This is a genomic window from Streptomyces sp. MMS24-W38, assembly GCF_059889265.1.
The window spans coordinates 5,206,476-5,221,437 of sequence record NZ_JCBCPP010000001.1; the positions used below are offsets into that span (position 1 = coordinate 5,206,476).

Sequence of the window (14,962 nt, forward strand, 5' to 3'; positions counted from 1 at the left end):
CCGACCGTCCGCGGCAGGCACCGCGTCGGGCGTGTCGCAACACCTCGACCCCGGTTCACCCGTTAGGTACCTGTGGAAGCAGGCACAGCGTCCTTCGCGGGGAGCCCGGATGATCGACATGCCGTCCCTCGTGGACCAGTACTGCCACGGCGTCCTGCGCACCGAGCTGGGCCTCGGCACCTTCGAGGCCCAGCTGGTCCGCACCGAGGGCCCGCCCGCCCCGGGGACCACCCTGTTCGACACCCAGACCGGCTTCGCCGTACGCCGCTGGTGCCCGCCCCTGCTCGGCCTGGAGCCGCACTGTCCGCCCGCCCGCTACCTCGCCCGGCGCCGTGAACTGGGCGTGGCCGAGGCGGCCCGCCGACTGCTGCGGGCCAGCGGCATCACCACCTACCTGGTCGACACCGGACTGCCCGGCGACCTCACCGGCACGGCCGAGCTGGCCACGGCCGGCGCCGCCGAGGCCCACGAGATCGTGCGCCTGGAACAGCTGGCCCAGCAGGTCGCCGACACCTCCGGCACCGTGAAGTCCTTCCTCACCAACCTCGCCGAGTCCGTGCACGGAGCCGCCGCGCACACCGTCGCCTTCACCTCCGTCGCCGGCACACGGCACGGGACGGTGCTCGCGCCCGAGCCGCCGGGGCCCGGCCAGGTGCGCGGCGCGGCCGCGCGGTGGCTGGCCGCACGCCGGGTCGGGGACGAGCCGAGCGACCCGGTGCTGCTGCGGCACCTGCTGTGGAGCGCCGTCGCCTCGGGCCGGCCCCTGCAACTGCACGCGGGGCTCGGCGCGCCCGGCAGCTCCCGGGCACAGGGCACCGACCCGGGGTTCCTCGACGGGTTCGTCCGGGCCACCGCCGGGCTCGGCACCGACCTCGTCCTGCTGCACGGCTACCCGGACCACCGCCACGCCGCCCACCTGGCCGGCGTCCACCCGCACGTCTACGTCGACTCCGGCGCCGCCCTGGCCCGCACCGGCGCCCGCGCGGCGACCGTCCTCCAGGAGGTCCTGGAACTCGCCCCCTTCGGCAAGATCCTTTTCTCCAGCGGCGCCCAGGGCCTGCCCGAACTGCATGTCGTGGGCGCCCGGCTGTTCCGTGAGGCGCTCGGCCGGGTGCTCGGCGCCTGGGTGGCCGAGGGGGCATGGTCCCCGGAGGACGCGCAGCGGGTGGCCGGGATGATCGCGTCGGGGAACGCGGGCCGGGTGTACGGGCTGGACTGACGACCACGGGCCGGAGTGGCGACCACGGGCCGGACCAAGGGGCGGGGCCCCGCGGCCACGGCCCCGCGGCTCAGGCGGTCGTCAGCTTCGTCTCGGCCGCCGCATCCGCCGGACCCGGCAGAGCGGCCCCGGCCTCGGGCCGCTCACGCAGGGACAGCAGCACCCGCACCACCCAGATCCACATGACGCAGGAGAGGAACATGTGCAGACCGACCAGGACCTCGGGGAGGTCGGTGAAGTACTGGACGTAACCCACCGCCCCCTGCGCGAGCAGGATCAGGAACAGCCCGCGGGTGCGGTGCAGCGGACCCGCGGGCGCGTCGACCGCCTTCAGGACGAACCACAGGGCGAACGTCAGCGTCACCACGATCCACGCCAGCACGGCGTGCAGTTTGCTGACCATCTCCCAGTCCAGCGGCATCCGCGGGACCTCGCTGGAGTCACCCGCGTGCGGTCCCGAGCCGGTCACCACCGTGCCGACCGCGATGACCAGGACGGACGCCAGCACCAGGAACCACACCAACTGCCGCACGGCTGCGCCGACCAGCGGCCGGGGCTCCCCGTCGCCCTCGCGGACGCGCTGCCACATCACCGTGGCCACCGCGATCAGCGCCGAGGAGAGCAGGAAGTGCGCCGCGACCGTGTACGGGTTGAGGCCGACGAGGACCACGATGCCGCCGAGGATCGCGTTGCCCATCACGATCCAGAACTGCGCCCAGCCCAGCCGGGTCAGGCTGCGCCGGTACGGCTTCTGGGAGCGCACGGCGATGATCGCCCAGCCGACGGCTGCGCACAGCACGTACGTCAGCAGGCGGTTGCCGAACTCGATGACCCCGTGCAGGCCCATCTCCCGGGTGGAGACGAGCGAGTCGTCGGTGCACTTGGGCCAGGTGGGGCAGCCCAGGCCGGAGCCGGTCAGCCGGACGGCTCCACCGGTGACCACGATGACCACCGCCATGACGAGTGCGGCGAGGGCCGCCCGCCGGACCGTCCGGGGGTCCGGGGTCCAGCGTGCGGCGATGAAGGCGAGCGGGTTGCGCAGGGCCGCCTGGGCGTCGGCGCGGGTCACGTTTGGCACGTGTCCCATCGTAGGGCGCCGCTTGTGCACGCTTTCACGAGGGTCCCGGTCGGCAGGCCGGCAGTACCGGGGAGCCTCCTCACTCCCAGCGGAAGAAGCGGCCCGCCGCCGCGAGCCCCGCCACCGCCCACACGGCGAGGATCCCCAGGTCGCCCCAGGGCAGCCCCGCCCCGTGCTGGAGCACGTCCCGCAGGCCCTCCGACAGGGCCGCGATGGGCAGCAGGCCGAGGACGTTCTGCGCGGACTCGGGGAAGGTGTCCAGCGGCACGACGACCCCGCCGCCGACGAGCAGCAGCAGGAACACCAGGTTGGCGGCGGCGAGCGTCGCCTCGGCCTTCAGGGTGCCCGCCATCAGCAGGCCGAGCCCCGAGAAGGCGGCCGTGCCCAGCACCAGCAGCAGAAGCACGGCGAGCGGGTTGCCCTGCGGCGACCAGCCCAGCGCGAACGCGATCACCGTGAGCAGGACGATCTGGAGCACCTCGGTGACCAGCACCGACAGGGTCTTCGCGGTCATCAGCGCCCACCGCGGCAGCGGTGAGGACGCCAGCCGCTTGAGCACCCCGTACCGGCGCTCGAAGCCGGTGGCGATGGCCTGCCCGGTGAACGCCGTCGACATCACCGCCAGGGCGAGGACCCCGGGAGCGAGGAAGTCCACGGCCTCGCCCTCGCCGGTGTCCACGATGTCCACGGTGCTGAACAGCACCAGCAGCAGTGTGGGGATGACCACGGTGAGCAGCAGCTGCTCGCCGTTGCGCAGCAGCATCTTCGTCTCGAGCAGGGCCTGCGCCGCGATCATGCGGGGGAGCGGCGCCGCGCCCGGCCGTGGCGCGTGGGCGCCGGTCCCCGTGGCCGCCTGATTCACCTGATCGGCCTGATTCACCGGATTCACGAACGCAGCTCCTTGCCCGTCAGCTCCAGGCTGTGCCGTCCCGGGGGGGCGACCCCCGGACCCCCGGCCGGTCCTGGTGTATGCCCGATTCACGAACGCAGCTCCTTGCCCGTCAGCTCCAGGAAGACATCCTCGAGGGTGTGCCGTTCGACCGAGATCCGGTCCGGCAGCACGCCGTGCTGTGCGCACCAGGACGTGACCGTGGCGAGCAGCTGCGGGTCCACCTCGCCGACGACCCGGTACGAGCCGGGGGTCGTTTCGGCGGCCTGGGAGTCGGGCGGCAGGGCCTTGAGCAGGGAGGCCACGTCCAGTCCCGGCCGGCCCGAGAAGCGCAGGGTGTTCTCGGCGCCGCCCCGGCACAGCTCCTCGGGGCTGCCCTGGACCACCACCCGCCCGGCGTCGATGATCGCGACGTCGTCGGCGAGCTGCTCGGCCTCGTCCATGTGGTGCGTGGTGAGGATGACGGAGACCCCGTCGGCGCGCAGATCCCGTACGAGGTCCCAGGTGGCGCGGCGGGCCTGCGGGTCGAGCCCGGCGGTCGGCTCGTCCAGGAACACCAGCTCCGGGCGCCCGACCACGGCCATCGCCAGCGCGAGCCGCTGCTGCTGGCCGCCGGAGAGCCGCCGGTACGTCGTACGGCCGCAGGAGCCGAGCCCGAGGCGTTCGATCAGCGCGTCCACGTCCAGGGGGTGGGCGTGCAGTTTCGCCGTGTGGCGGAGCATCTCGTCGGCCCGCGCGCCCGAGTAGACGCCGCCGGACTGGAGCATCACGCCGACCCGGGGCCGGAGCGCGGCCGACTGCCGGACCGGGTCCAGGCCCAGGACGCGCACCGTGCCGGAGTCCGGCCGCCGGTATCCCTCGCAGGTCTCGACCGTGGTCGTCTTGCCCGCCCCGTTGGGTCCGAGCACGGCCGTCACGCCCTGCCGTGCCACCAGGTCGAGGCCGTCCACCGCGGTCTTCGTGCCGTACCGCTTCACCAGGGCCTGCACCTGGACCACGGGCTCACTTCGCATGGGTCACGAGTCTAGGGACGCGCCGGGGCCCCCGGACGCCGGGGGAGGGTGCGGGCATGCCCGGGAGGGTGCCGGAAGCGGCACCGGAAGTCACTGATCCGATCGGTCAAAGATCGTTTCCGCAGGTCGGATTAGGTTCACCTAAGTGATGCAGTGCACCCGGGGGGTGATCGGACGCGGCTTGCCCGGCCCTGATGAATTACGCAACAATGGCGTTGTGAAAAAGGTTGGCGAGGCTCCCCAGGAGGAACTTGCGACCGGTGAGCGGTCCACCCGCAACCGGGTCGCTCGGTCCGTGCTGGACCACGGCCCGTCGACCGTCTCCGAACTCGCCGAGCGGCTCGGGCTGACCCAGGCGGCCGTCCGCCGCCACCTCGACGCCCTGGCCACCGACGGAATCGTGGAGGCACGCGAACGGCGGGTCTACGGGGCACGCACCCGCGGGCGCCCGGCCAAGGTCTTCGCCCTCACGGACTGCGGGCGGGACGCCTTCGACCAGTCGTACGACAAACTGGCCGTGGACGCCCTGCGCTGGATCGGCGAGCAGGGGGGCGGCGACGAGGCGATCGCGGCGTTCGCCCGCGCTCGGATCGCCGCCCAGGCGGGCGCGTACCGCGAGGCGGTCGAGGCCGCGGACCCCGAGGAGCGGACCCGGGCGCTGGCCAAGGCGCTCAGCGCGGACGGGTACGCTGCCATGGCGCGCAGCGCCCCCGACCCGCAGCAGGGCGAGCAGCTGTGCCAGCACCACTGCCCGGTCGCCCACGCGGCCGAGCGGTTCCCGCAGCTGTGCGAGGCGGAGACGGAATTCTTCGCCGAGCTGCTCGGTACCCATGTGCAGCGGCTGGCCACCATCGCGCACGGTGACGGTGTCTGCACCACCTTCATCCCGAAGGGTTCGCAGGCGGCGACGCCCGCGCCGCGGTCCGCCAGGACCGCACGCACCTCACAGACTTCGAAGACTTCTGCGAAGAAGACTTCGCCGCACACCCACAACGCATCTGCAAGCACGGCCGGGAGGAACCCCGCATGACTCTCCCCACGGAGACTGCCCACCCCGAACTCGAGGGCCTGGGTAAGTACGAATTCGGCTGGGCCGACTCCGACGAGGCAGGCGCCGCGGCCAAGCGCGGTCTGAACGAGAACGTCGTCCGCGACATCTCCGCGAAGAAGAACGAGCCTGAGTGGATGCTGAAGCTGCGGCTGAAGGGTCTGCGGCTGTTCGACAAGAAGCCCATGCCGAACTGGGGCTCGGACCTGTCGGGCATCGACTTCGACAACATCAAGTACTTCGTGCGCTCCACCGAGCAGCAGGCGGCCTCCTGGGAGGACCTGCCCGAGGACATCAAGAACACCTACGACCGGCTCGGCATCCCCGAGGCGGAGAAGCAGCGCCTGGTCGCCGGTGTCGCCGCGCAGTACGAGTCCGAGGTCGTCTACCACCAGATCCGCGAGGACCTGGAGGAGCAGGGCGTCATCTTCCTCGACACCGACACCGCGCTGAAGGAGCACCCGGAGCTCTTCCAGGAGTACTTCGGCACCGTCATCCCGGTCGGCGACAACAAGTTCGCGTCGCTGAACTCGGCCGTGTGGTCCGGCGGGTCGTTCATCTACGTCCCCAAGGGCGTCCACGTGGACATCCCGCTGCAGGCCTACTTCCGCATCAACACGGAGAACATGGGCCAGTTCGAGCGGACGCTGATCATCGTCGACGAGGACGCCTACGTCCACTACGTCGAGGGCTGCACCGCCCCGATCTACACCTCGGACTCGCTGCACAGCGCCGTCGTCGAGATCATCGTCAAGAAGGGCGGCCGCTGCCGCTACACGACGATCCAGAACTGGTCGAACAACGTCTACAACCTGGTCACCAAGCGCGCCGTGGCCTACGAGGGCGCGACCATGGAGTGGGTCGACGGCAACATCGGCTCCAAGGTGACGATGAAGTACCCGGCCGTCTACCTCATGGGCGAGCACGCCAAGGGCGAGACCCTGTCCATCGCCTTCGCCGGCGAGGGCCAGCACCAGGACGCCGGCGCCAAGATGGTCCACATGGCCCCGAACACCTCGTCGAACATCGTCTCCAAGTCGGTGGCGCGCGGCGGCGGCCGTACCTCCTACCGCGGTCTGATCGAGATCGGTGAGGGCGCTCCCGGCGCCAAGTCCAACGTGCTGTGCGACGCGCTGCTCGTGGACACCATCTCCCGCTCCGACACCTACCCCTACGTCGACGTCCGCGAGGACGACGTGTCCATGGGCCACGAGGCGACCGTCTCCAAGGTCTCCGAGGACCAGCTCTTCTACCTGATGAGCCGCGGTATGTCCGAGTTCGAGGCGATGGCGATGATCGTGCGCGGCTTCGTCGAGCCGATCGCCAAGGAACTGCCCATGGAGTACGCGCTCGAGCTCAACCGGCTGATCGAGCTGCAGATGGAAGGCGCGGTCGGCTAACACCCCACGCCGTTCCGTCAAGCCCCTTACGCAAAGGAAAGCGAGCACTACGACAGCCATGGCTGAGGCTCAGAACATCCCGGTGGGTTCCACCACCGCCGGCTCGATCGCGGTGGCCGCCGAGTCGACCGTCGCCACCCGCATGAGCGCGCCCCCGTCCTTCGACGTGGCGGACTTCCCCGTCCCCCACGGCCGTGAGGAGGAGTGGCGGTTCACCCCGCTGGAGCGGCTGCGCGGTCTGCACGACGGCACCGCCGCCACCGGCGAAGGCGTCAAGGTCGCCATCGACGTGCCCGAGGGCGTCCGCGTCGAGACCGTCGGCCGCGACGACGCGCGGCTCGGCCGGGCGGGCAAGCCGGTCGACCGCGTCGCCGCCCAGGCGTACTCCGCCTTCGAGCAGGCCTCGGTCGTGACCGTGCCGAAGGAGACCGTCCTCACCGAGCCGATCCGCATCGCGGTGCACGGCGAGGGCGGCGCCGCCTACGGACACCAGGTGATCGAGCTCGGCGCCTTCGCCGAGGCGGTCGTCGTCATCGACCACACCGGTGACGCGGTGCTCGCCGCGAACGTCGAGTACGTCCTCGGCGACGGCGCCAAGCTCACCGTCGTCTCCATCCAGGACTGGGACGAGAAGGCCGTGCACGTCGCCCAGCACAACGCCCTCGTCGGCCGCGACGCCTCCTTCAAGTCGGTCGTCGTCACCTTCGGCGGCGACCTGGTCCGGCTGCACCCCCGGGTGGCCTACGCGGGCACCGGCGGCGAGGCCGAGCTGTTCGGCCTGTACTTCACCGACGCCGGCCAGCACCAGGAGCACCGCCTCCTGGTCGACCACAACGTTCCGCACTGCAAGTCGAACGTCGCCTACAAGGGCGCGCTCCAGGGCGACGACGCGCACGCCGTGTGGATCGGTGACGTGCTCATCGAGGCCAAGGCCGAGGGCACCGACACCTACGAGATGAACCGCAACCTGGTGCTGACCGACGGCGCCCGCGTCGACTCCGTGCCCAACCTGGAGATCGAGACCGGTGAGATCGTCGGCGCCGGCCACGCCTCCGCGACCGGCCGCTTCGACGACGAGCAGCTCTTCTACCTGATGGCCCGCGGCATCCACGAGAAGGACGCCCGCCGTCTGGTGGTCCGCGGCTTCTTCGCCGAGCTCGTCCAGCAGATCGGCGTCCCGGACATCGAGGAGCGCCTGATCGCCAAGATCGAGGAGGAGCTGGAGGCGGCGGTCGCATGACCTTCCAACGCGCCTGCGGGCTGAGCGAGCTGGAGGAGGACACCCCGAAAAGGGTGGAACTCGACGGCACGCCGGTCTCCATCGTGCACACCGAGGGCGAGGTGTTCGCGATCAACGACATCTGCTCGCACGCCAACGTCTCCCTCTCGGAGGGCGAGGTCGACGACTGCCACATCGAGTGCTGGCTGCACGGCTCGCGCTTCGACCTCCGTTCGGGCAAGCCCGACAGTCTTCCGGCCACGCGCCCCGTCCCCGTATACCCCGTAAAGATCGAAGGGGGCAGCGTCCTTGTTGACGTACGCGCCTCCCTCACCCAGGAGTCCTGAGGCACCCATGGCAACGCTTGAAATCCGAGACCTGCACGTCACCGTCGAGGCCGACAACGCCACGAAGGAGATCCTCAAGGGCGTCGACCTCACCGTGAAGCAGGGCGAGACGCACGCCATCATGGGCCCCAACGGCTCCGGCAAGTCGACCCTCGCCTACGCCCTGGCCGGTCACCCCAAGTACACCGTCTCCGGCGGCAGCGTCACCCTCGACGGCGAGGACGTCCTGGAGATGTCCGTCGACGAGCGCGCCCGCGCCGGACTGTTCCTCGCCATGCAGTACCCGGTCGAGGTCCCCGGTGTCTCCGTCTCCAACTTCCTGCGCACCTCCGCCACCGCCATCCGCGGTGAGGCGCCCAAGCTGCGCCACTGGGTGAAGGAGGTCAAGGAGACCATGGAGCGCCTCCACATGGACCCCGCCTTCGCCGAGCGCAACGTCAACGAGGGCTTCTCCGGCGGTGAGAAGAAGCGCCACGAGATCCTCCAGCTGGAGCTGCTCAAGCCCAAGGTCGCGATCCTCGACGAGACCGACTCCGGCCTGGACGTCGACGCGCTGCGCATCGTCTCCGAGGGCGTCAACCGGGTCCGCGAGTCCGGTGAGGTCGGCACCCTGCTGATCACGCACTACACGCGCATCCTGCGCTACATCAAGCCCGACTACGTCCACGTGTTCGCCGACGGCCGGATCGCCGAGTCCGGCGGCGCCGAGCTCGCGGACAAGCTGGAGAACGAGGGCTACGAGGCTTACGTGAAGGGTGGCGCATCCGAGTGACACAGCTGCCGGGCCTCCTCGACACCGAGGCGATCCGCAAGGACTTCCCGATCCTGGACCGCCAGCTCCACGACGGGCGGAAACTGGTCTACCTGGACAACGCGGCGACCAGCCAGAAACCCCGTCAGGTACTGGACGCGCTCAGCGAGTACTACGAGCGCCACAACGCCAACGTCCATCGTGGCGTGCACGTCCTCGCCGAGGAGGCCACGGCGCTGTACGAGGGCGCGCGCGACAAGGTCGCCGCGTTCATCAACGCGCCCAGCCGCGACGAGGTGATCTTCACCAAGAACGCCTCCGAGTCGCTCAACCTCGTGGCGAACATGCTCGGCTGGGCCGACGAGCCCTACCGGGTGGACCACGAGACCGAGATCGTCATCACGGAGATGGAGCACCACTCCAACATCGTGCCGTGGCAGCTGCTCGCGCAGCGCACCGGCGCCAAGCTGAAGTGGTTCGGCCTCACCGACGACGGCCGGCTCGACCTGTCCAACATCGACGAGGTCATCACCGAGAGGACGAAGGTCGTCTCCTTCGTGCTGGTGTCCAACATCCTGGGCACGATCAACCCGGTCGAGGCGATCGTGCGCCGCGCCCAGGAGGTCGGTGCCCTGGTGTGCATCGACGCCTCCCAGGCCGCGCCGCACATGCCGCTGGACGTCCAGGCCCTCCAGGCCGACTTCGTGGCCTTCACCGGCCACAAGATGTGCGCTCCGACCGGCATCGGCGTCCTGTGGGGCCGCCAGGAACTGCTCGAGGACCTGCCGCCGTTCCTCGGCGGCGGCGAGATGATCGAGACCGTGTCGATGAGCTCGTCGACGTACGCCCCGGCCCCGCACAAGTTCGAGGCGGGCACCCCGCCGGTCGCGCAGGCGGTCGGCATGGGTGCGGCGATCGACTACCTGAGCGCCATCGGCATGGACAAGATCCTCGCCCACGAGCACGCCATCACCGAGTACGCCGTCAAGCGCCTGTCCGAGGTCCCGGACCTGCGCATCATCGGCCCCGCCACGGCCGAGGAGCGCGGCGCCGCGATCTCCTTCACGCTGGGGGACATCCACCCGCACGACGTGGGCCAGGTCCTCGACGAGCAGGGCATCGCGGTCCGGGTCGGCCACCACTGCGCGCGGCCGGTCTGCCTCCGGTACGGAATTCCCGCAACCACGCGAGCGTCGTTCTATCTGTACTCCACGCCGGCCGAGATCGACGCTCTGGTCGACGGACTGGAGCACGTACGGAACTTCTTCGGCTGAGGGGCTGGCGCGATCGCATGAAGCTGGATTCGATGTACCAGGAAGTCATCCTGGACCACTACAAGAACCCGCACGGGCGGGGCTTGCGGGATGGCGACGCCGAGGTGCACCACGTCAACCCGACGTGCGGCGACGAGATCACGCTGCGCGTGAAGTACGACGGCACGACGATCAGAGACGTCTCCTACGAGGGGCAGGGCTGCTCCATCAGCCAGGCCTCCGCCTCCGTGCTGAACGAGCTGCTGGTCGGAGAAGAGCTCGCCAGGGCGCAGACGATCCAGGAGACCTTCCTGGAACTGATGCAGTCCAAGGGGAAGATCGAGCCCGACGACGCGATGGAGGAGATCCTGGAGGACGCGGTCGCGTTCGCCGGGGTCTCCAAGTACCCGGCCCGGGTCAAGTGCGCCCTCCTCAGCTGGATGGCGTGGAAGGACGCGACGGCCCAGGCGCTGGGCACCGACGCCGAAAGGACAACGGCATGAGCGAGACCGTGGAGATGAAACCGGCCTCCGAGGAGGAGGTCCGCGAGGCCCTGATGGACGTCGTCGACCCCGAACTGGGCATCGACGTCGTCAATCTCGGCCTGATCTACGGCGTCCACGTCGACGACGGCAATGTGGCGACCGTCGACATGACCCTCACGTCCGCGGCCTGCCCGCTGACGGACGTCATCGAGGACCAGGCCAAGTCCGCGACGGACGGCCTGGTCAACGAGCTGCGCATCAACTGGGTCTGGATGCCCCCGTGGGGCCCCGACAAGATCACGGACGACGGCCGTGAGCAGCTGAGGGCGCTCGGCTTCAACGTCTGAGACGACACACGGCCGACCCGGCCGCACGCACGTCGGAGGAACGGCGGGTGATCCCCCTGTGGGGATCACCCGCCGTTCCTCTTTTTCTTTCTCCGTGCTTGTGCGGCCGTCCGCTGTGTACGCTCGTACACATGGGATACCTGCTGCTCGCCGGGGCGATCGCCGCGGAGGTGGGCGCCACCACCGCCATGAAGTACAGCGACGGCTTCAGCAGACTCTGGCCCTCGCTGCTGACCCTGCTCGGCTACGTGGTCTCCTTCAGCCTGCTCGCCCAGACACTGCGCACCCTCTCCATCGGCACGGCGTACGCCATCTGGGCCGGGGTGGGCACCGCCGCCATCGCCGCGATCGGCGTCCTGTTCATGGGGGAGGGGCTCACCGCGGTCAAGGCCCTCGGCATCGCGCTGATCATCGTGGGCGTGGTCGTGCTCAACCTCGGCGGCGCGCACTGATGGCACGGCGGTACGACCCCGAGCGGCGCCGGCGGATCATCGATGCGGCGATCCGGGTGGTCGGCAGGAGCGGCATCGCGGGGCTCAGCCACCGCAGCGTCGCCGCCGAGGCCGACGTGCCGCTCGGCTCCACGACGTACCACTTCAAGACCCTCGACGAGCTGATGGTCGCCGCGCTGCGCCAGGCGAACGAGGGCTTCGCCAAGGCCGTCGCCTCACGCGGCGGCCTGGAGGACACGCGCACCGACCTGGCGACCGAACTCGCCGGACTGCTCGGCGAATGGCTCGCCGGTGAGCGCACCGGCGTCGAGCTGGAGTACGAGCTGTATCTGGCCGCCCTGCGCCGGCCCGCGCTGCGCCCCGTGGCGGCCGAGTGGTGCGAGGACGTCACCGTGCTGCTGTCCCGCCGCACGGACCCGGTCACGGCCCGCGCCCTGGTCGCCCTGATGGACGGCATCTGCCTCCAGGTACTGCTGACCGACACGCCGTACGACGAGGCGTACGCGCGGGAGATGCTGGACCGGGTCATTTCCGGTACCTGAGACGGCACGACGCCGGTTCGCATCGCCGGGCCCTCCCTGGTTAGGTTGCCCTCATGACCGACACGACTGCTCAGAGCACCACCGGCGCGGTGGCCGCCGGCCTCGCCACCCTCGCCGCCGACGGCACCGTCCTCGACACCTGGTTCCCCGCCCCCGAACTCTCCGACGCGCCCGGCCCGTCCGGCACCGAGCGGCTGTCCGCCGAGCGCGCCGCCGAGCTGCTCGGCGGCGGCGCGACCGCGGCGATCGGGCCGGACGCCCGCCGGGGCGTCGAGGTGGTCGCGGTCCGCACGGTCATCTCCTCGCTCGACGCGAAGCCGGTCGACGCCCACGACGCCTACCTGCGCCTCCACCTGCTCTCGCACCGCCTGGTGAAGCCGCACGGCCAGAACCTGGAGGGCATCTTCGGCTTCCTCGCCAACGTCGCCTGGACCTCGCTCGGCCCGGTCGCCGTCGACGACGTCGAGAAGGTGCGGCTGAACGCCCGTGCCGAGGGCCTGCACCTGGCCGTGACGTCCATCGACAAGTTCCCCCGGATGACGGACTACGTCACCCCCAAGGGCGTCCGCATCGCCGACGCGGACCGGGTCCGCCTGGGCGCCCACCTCGCCGAGGGCACCACGGTCATGCACGAGGGCTTCGTCAACTTCAACGCGGGTACCCTCGGCACCTCGATGATCGAGGGCCGCATCTCCGCGGGCGTCGTCATCGGCGACGGCTCGGACATCGGCGGCGGCGCCTCCACCATGGGCACGCTGTCCGGCGGCGGCAACGTGATCATCTCCATCGGAGAGCGCTGCCTGATCGGCGCCGAGGCGGGTGTGGGCATCCCGCTCGGCGACGAGTGCGTGGTCGAGGCAGGCCTGTACGTCACCGCGGGCACCCGCGTGACCATGCCCGACGGCGAGGTCGTCAAGGCCCGCGCGCTGTCCGGCGCCTCCAACATCCTCTTCCGCCGCAACTCGCTCACCGGCACGGTCGAGGCCCGCCCGAACAACGCGGTCTGGGGCGGCCTCAACGACGTCCTGCACAACCACAACTGACCACCGGCAGCCAGCCCACCTGACCAGTCCCGCACCGGGTCAGCACCGAGTGCCCTCCCACGGCCCCAGAACGGCCCGGGAGGGCGCTCGTGTGCGGACAGGGGCCGGGCTCCCACCGTCGAGGACGACCTGGCCGGCCACAAGGCGCAGGCCAAGGCCGTCGCGGCCGCCCTCGACGCGCACGTCGAGGGCCTGGGCGGCATCGAGGGCACCGAGGTCGGCAAGCTCCGCGCGACGCTGACGAAGGCGGCCGGGAACTGGACGAAGGCCGCGAACGCCGCCGGCGTCGACGCGTTCCACACCGCCTACGACCCGGCGTTCACCGACATCGACCCGAACGAGTCGGTCGCCGCCCGCAAGGAACTGGGCCTGGCCACCACCGTCCCGGCGGACGAGGCCGAGGTCTGGGCAAGCTGCCGCCCCGCTGCCCAGGGCCTGTTCGGCGGATCAGGTCGCAGAAAATCGGCGGTGCCTCATCAGCGCGGGCGAGCAGGGCGATGGAGGTCCCCTGCTCGAAGAACTTGGGGAGGGTGTGCCGGCCCCCTCGTGTGCGGCATGGTTTGCCGGAAAGGCCGGGGCGGTTTTCAGCAGCGGCCCGAGGCCGCTGGTTCGTTACTCCTGCCGCAGAGGGGCGAGCCAGCGGTCGTCCTGGAATTCAGAGGGACCTCGTCCTCCCAAGGATCGATCCCGTGGCGCTCCAGCTCGTCAAACCATCGGTCCCGCTGCGACTCGGGGAGGCGTCGTCCGCACCAGGGACAGAAGTCGATCGTGATGCTCGACGTGCCGCCGTCATGGATGATCAGCCCGTACTCCTGGAACTTGGCGCTGAAGTCAACCAGCGTGTCCGGGCAGGCGAAGGGGTCGTCGTGCCGGTCGCAGCACACGTTCACGTGGCTGGCCATCGCCTCGCAGCAGTGATCGGTCATGACCTCGGCTTCTCGTCGATCGGCATCGTGACCAGAAGTAGATCACGGTCTGTGGTGATCACCGGGTGGCACGTGGAGAACTGACAGACGCGCAATGGGCGGTGCTGAAGGGGCTGTTGCCGAAGGGGGGAGAAGCCCGGCCGGCCTTCGTCCGTGAGATCCCCTCACGCGATGAACCACGATCGTCCATTGCTGGGTGATGACCTGTGGCCACCCTCAGAGCCGGGTCGGTGGACGAGTAGTGCAGCGTCGTCCGAGACATGGCGTAGCGAAGGCCGTCATGAGGGGACGGGCCGACGGCTTCTGGCCAAGGGTGAGCAGGAGCACCACCGTTGAGCGGGGTGAGCGGCAATGATCAGCGCATGAACGAGATCGTGCTCATGTCCGATCCGAAGATCGCGGCGATCCCGGTGGTCGACTGCGGTGAACCGCTTGTCGACGTCCGGCTCCAGGAATCCCTCGCCGTCGACTCCCGTAAGGCCGATCAATCAGGGGCGTTCGCGCATCTTCGGGAAGGAGTTCTGACCCGTCTTCTCAAGGCACAGGAACTGCTTCCGGACGGCGTGCGTCTGCTGTTCGTCGAGGGGTACAGGCCGCCCGCGCTGCAGCGCTTCTACTTCGAGCGGTACGCCGACCATCTGCGAGCCGGCAATCCGGACTGGTCACCGACGCAGGTTCGAGAGGCCGCGAGCCGGTACGTTTCGCCACCGGAGATCGCGCCGCACAGCGCCGGCGCCGCAGTAGACCTCACTTTGATCTCCGCCGACGGGCGTGGACTCGACATGGGAACCCGGGTGAACGCCAGCCCGGAGGAGAGTGACGGCGCCTGTTACACGGACGCCGGCGGAGTCGGCTCCGAGGCGCGGGCCAACCGGCGGGTGCTGGGGTGTGACCGAGATACGCGTCAAAGGGGCAACGGGATGATCTTGAAGCCCTGAGCGCCAGTCGAC

General features: G+C 70.2%; 17 protein-coding genes and 1 pseudogene. 14 read left to right on the forward strand and 4 right to left on the reverse strand.

All coding sequences use genetic code 11. From position 1 onward, the window contains the following. Positions 1–109 precede the first annotated feature (109 nt). Entirely contained in the window at positions 110–1,219 is a 1,110-nt protein-coding gene (locus AC6F7H_RS22645; RefSeq protein ID WP_500758735.1) for an amidohydrolase family protein, read from the forward strand. Positions 1,220–1,289: 70 nt separating this feature from the next. On the opposite strand, the gene AC6F7H_RS22650 is transcribed toward AC6F7H_RS22645, so the two are convergent. From AC6F7H_RS22650 to AC6F7H_RS22660, 3 genes are all read right to left on the reverse strand, one after another. Continuing rightward, positions 1,290–2,306, reverse strand: a complete 1,017-nt coding sequence (locus AC6F7H_RS22650) for a COX15/CtaA family protein (protein ID WP_500758736.1) — start codon at positions 2,304–2,306, stop codon at positions 1,290–1,292. Positions 2,307–2,376: 70 nt separating this feature from the next. Next, positions 2,377–3,093: an ABC transporter permease gene (locus AC6F7H_RS22655; RefSeq protein WP_363035316.1), complete on the reverse strand. Its 717-nt coding sequence runs from the start codon at positions 3,091–3,093 to the stop codon at positions 2,377–2,379. Positions 3,094–3,275: 182 nt separating this feature from the next. After that, positions 3,276–4,199 (reverse strand): ABC transporter ATP-binding protein, encoded by a 924-nt coding sequence (locus AC6F7H_RS22660; protein ID WP_500758737.1) that lies wholly within the window; start codon positions 4,197–4,199, stop codon positions 3,276–3,278. A gap of 217 nt (positions 4,200–4,416) precedes the next feature. Here AC6F7H_RS22660 and AC6F7H_RS22665 point away from each other — a divergent pair, with 217 nt between their 5' ends. The 12 genes and pseudogenes from AC6F7H_RS22665 to AC6F7H_RS22720 form a co-directional block, all read left to right on the forward strand. Then, positions 4,417–5,229, forward strand: coding sequence for a helix-turn-helix transcriptional regulator (locus AC6F7H_RS22665; RefSeq protein ID WP_500758738.1), 813 nt, complete (start codon positions 4,417–4,419; stop codon positions 5,227–5,229). After that, positions 5,226–6,647, forward strand: a complete 1,422-nt coding sequence (sufB, locus tag AC6F7H_RS22670; RefSeq protein ID WP_500758739.1) for a Fe-S cluster assembly protein SufB — start codon at positions 5,226–5,228, stop codon at positions 6,645–6,647. The genes AC6F7H_RS22665 and sufB overlap by 4 nt, the downstream gene beginning before the upstream one ends. 58 nt (positions 6,648–6,705) lie before the next feature. Beyond that, positions 6,706–7,887: a Fe-S cluster assembly protein SufD gene (gene sufD / locus AC6F7H_RS22675; RefSeq protein ID WP_500758740.1), complete on the forward strand. Its 1,182-nt coding sequence runs from the start codon at positions 6,706–6,708 to the stop codon at positions 7,885–7,887. Further along, positions 7,884–8,213, forward strand: a complete 330-nt coding sequence (locus AC6F7H_RS22680; protein WP_109380005.1) for a non-heme iron oxygenase ferredoxin subunit — start codon at positions 7,884–7,886, stop codon at positions 8,211–8,213. Before sufD ends, AC6F7H_RS22680 begins: the two co-directional genes overlap by 4 nt. Before the next feature lie 7 nt (positions 8,214–8,220). Further along, positions 8,221–8,985 (forward strand): Fe-S cluster assembly ATPase SufC, encoded by a 765-nt coding sequence (sufC, locus tag AC6F7H_RS22685; protein WP_363035289.1) that lies wholly within the window; start codon positions 8,221–8,223, stop codon positions 8,983–8,985. Further along, positions 8,982–10,238, forward strand: coding sequence for a cysteine desulfurase (locus tag AC6F7H_RS22690; protein WP_500758741.1), 1,257 nt, complete (start codon positions 8,982–8,984; stop codon positions 10,236–10,238). Before sufC ends, AC6F7H_RS22690 begins: the two co-directional genes overlap by 4 nt. A gap of 17 nt (positions 10,239–10,255) precedes the next feature. Beyond that, positions 10,256–10,720: a Fe-S cluster assembly sulfur transfer protein SufU gene (sufU, locus tag AC6F7H_RS22695; RefSeq protein WP_109380002.1), complete on the forward strand. Its 465-nt coding sequence runs from the start codon at positions 10,256–10,258 to the stop codon at positions 10,718–10,720. After that, positions 10,717–11,049 (forward strand): metal-sulfur cluster assembly factor, encoded by a 333-nt coding sequence (locus AC6F7H_RS22700; protein WP_109380001.1) that lies wholly within the window; start codon positions 10,717–10,719, stop codon positions 11,047–11,049. The genes sufU and AC6F7H_RS22700 overlap by 4 nt, the downstream gene beginning before the upstream one ends. 131 nt (positions 11,050–11,180) lie before the next feature. Continuing rightward, positions 11,181–11,501 carry a DMT family transporter gene (locus tag AC6F7H_RS22705; protein WP_500758742.1) on the forward strand — a complete coding sequence of 107 codons (321 nt, stop codon included), beginning with the start codon at positions 11,181–11,183 and terminating at the stop codon, positions 11,499–11,501. Next, the gene (locus tag AC6F7H_RS22710) at positions 11,501–12,043 is read left to right on the forward strand and encodes a TetR/AcrR family transcriptional regulator (protein WP_500758743.1); all 543 of its coding nucleotides are present in this window, start codon (positions 11,501–11,503) and stop codon (positions 12,041–12,043) included. Before AC6F7H_RS22705 ends, AC6F7H_RS22710 begins: the two co-directional genes overlap by 1 nt. 53 nt (positions 12,044–12,096) lie before the next feature. Further along, complete coding sequence (gene dapD / locus AC6F7H_RS22715; RefSeq protein ID WP_500758744.1) at positions 12,097–13,086, forward strand: 2,3,4,5-tetrahydropyridine-2,6-dicarboxylate N-succinyltransferase; 990 nt, start codon at positions 12,097–12,099, stop codon at positions 13,084–13,086. 111 nt (positions 13,087–13,197) lie between these two features. Next, positions 13,198–13,497, forward strand: a pseudogene (locus tag AC6F7H_RS22720) (septum formation family protein); the annotation flags it as partial. 173 nt (positions 13,498–13,670) lie between these two features. Here AC6F7H_RS22720 and AC6F7H_RS22725 read toward each other — a convergent pair. Continuing rightward, positions 13,671–14,012, reverse strand: coding sequence for a DUF6980 family protein (locus tag AC6F7H_RS22725; protein WP_500758745.1), 342 nt, complete (start codon positions 14,010–14,012; stop codon positions 13,671–13,673). 362 nt (positions 14,013–14,374) lie between these two features. Here AC6F7H_RS22725 and AC6F7H_RS22730 point away from each other — a divergent pair, with 362 nt between their 5' ends. Further along, positions 14,375–14,950, forward strand: coding sequence for a M15 family metallopeptidase (locus AC6F7H_RS22730; protein WP_500758746.1), 576 nt, complete (start codon positions 14,375–14,377; stop codon positions 14,948–14,950). The last annotated feature ends 12 nt before the right edge of the window (positions 14,951–14,962 follow it).

What these genes read in the sequence shown, in the direction of transcription:
- sufU (WP_109380002.1), top strand. Translation starts at nt 10,256, where the DNA reads ATGAAGCTGGATTCGATGTACCAGGAAGTCATCCTGGACCACTACAAG.
- AC6F7H_RS22710 (WP_500758743.1), top strand. Translation starts at nt 11,501, where the DNA reads ATGGCACGGCGGTACGACCCCGAGCGGCGCCGGCGGATCATCGATGCG.
- sufD (WP_500758740.1), top strand. Translation starts at nt 6,706, where the DNA reads ATGGCTGAGGCTCAGAACATCCCGGTGGGTTCCACCACCGCCGGCTCG.
- AC6F7H_RS22700 (WP_109380001.1), top strand. Translation starts at nt 10,717, where the DNA reads ATGAGCGAGACCGTGGAGATGAAACCGGCCTCCGAGGAGGAGGTCCGC.
- AC6F7H_RS22645 (WP_500758735.1), top strand. Translation starts at nt 110, where the DNA reads ATGATCGACATGCCGTCCCTCGTGGACCAGTACTGCCACGGCGTCCTG.
- AC6F7H_RS22705 (WP_500758742.1), top strand. Translation starts at nt 11,181, where the DNA reads ATGGGATACCTGCTGCTCGCCGGGGCGATCGCCGCGGAGGTGGGCGCC.
- AC6F7H_RS22655 (WP_363035316.1), bottom strand. Translation starts at nt 3,093, where the DNA reads ATGATCGCGGCGCAGGCCCTGCTCGAGACGAAGATGCTGCTGCGCAAC.
- AC6F7H_RS22680 (WP_109380005.1), top strand. Translation starts at nt 7,884, where the DNA reads ATGACCTTCCAACGCGCCTGCGGGCTGAGCGAGCTGGAGGAGGACACC.
- AC6F7H_RS22650 (WP_500758736.1), bottom strand. Translation starts at nt 2,306, where the DNA reads ATGGGACACGTGCCAAACGTGACCCGCGCCGACGCCCAGGCGGCCCTG.
- AC6F7H_RS22660 (WP_500758737.1), bottom strand. Translation starts at nt 4,199, where the DNA reads ATGCGAAGTGAGCCCGTGGTCCAGGTGCAGGCCCTGGTGAAGCGGTAC.
- AC6F7H_RS22725 (WP_500758745.1), bottom strand. Translation starts at nt 14,012, where the DNA reads ATGACCGATCACTGCTGCGAGGCGATGGCCAGCCACGTGAACGTGTGC.
- AC6F7H_RS22730 (WP_500758746.1), top strand. Translation starts at nt 14,375, where the DNA reads ATGAACGAGATCGTGCTCATGTCCGATCCGAAGATCGCGGCGATCCCG.
- sufB (WP_500758739.1), top strand. Translation starts at nt 5,226, where the DNA reads ATGACTCTCCCCACGGAGACTGCCCACCCCGAACTCGAGGGCCTGGGT.
- sufC (WP_363035289.1), top strand. Translation starts at nt 8,221, where the DNA reads ATGGCAACGCTTGAAATCCGAGACCTGCACGTCACCGTCGAGGCCGAC.
- dapD (WP_500758744.1), top strand. Translation starts at nt 12,097, where the DNA reads ATGACCGACACGACTGCTCAGAGCACCACCGGCGCGGTGGCCGCCGGC.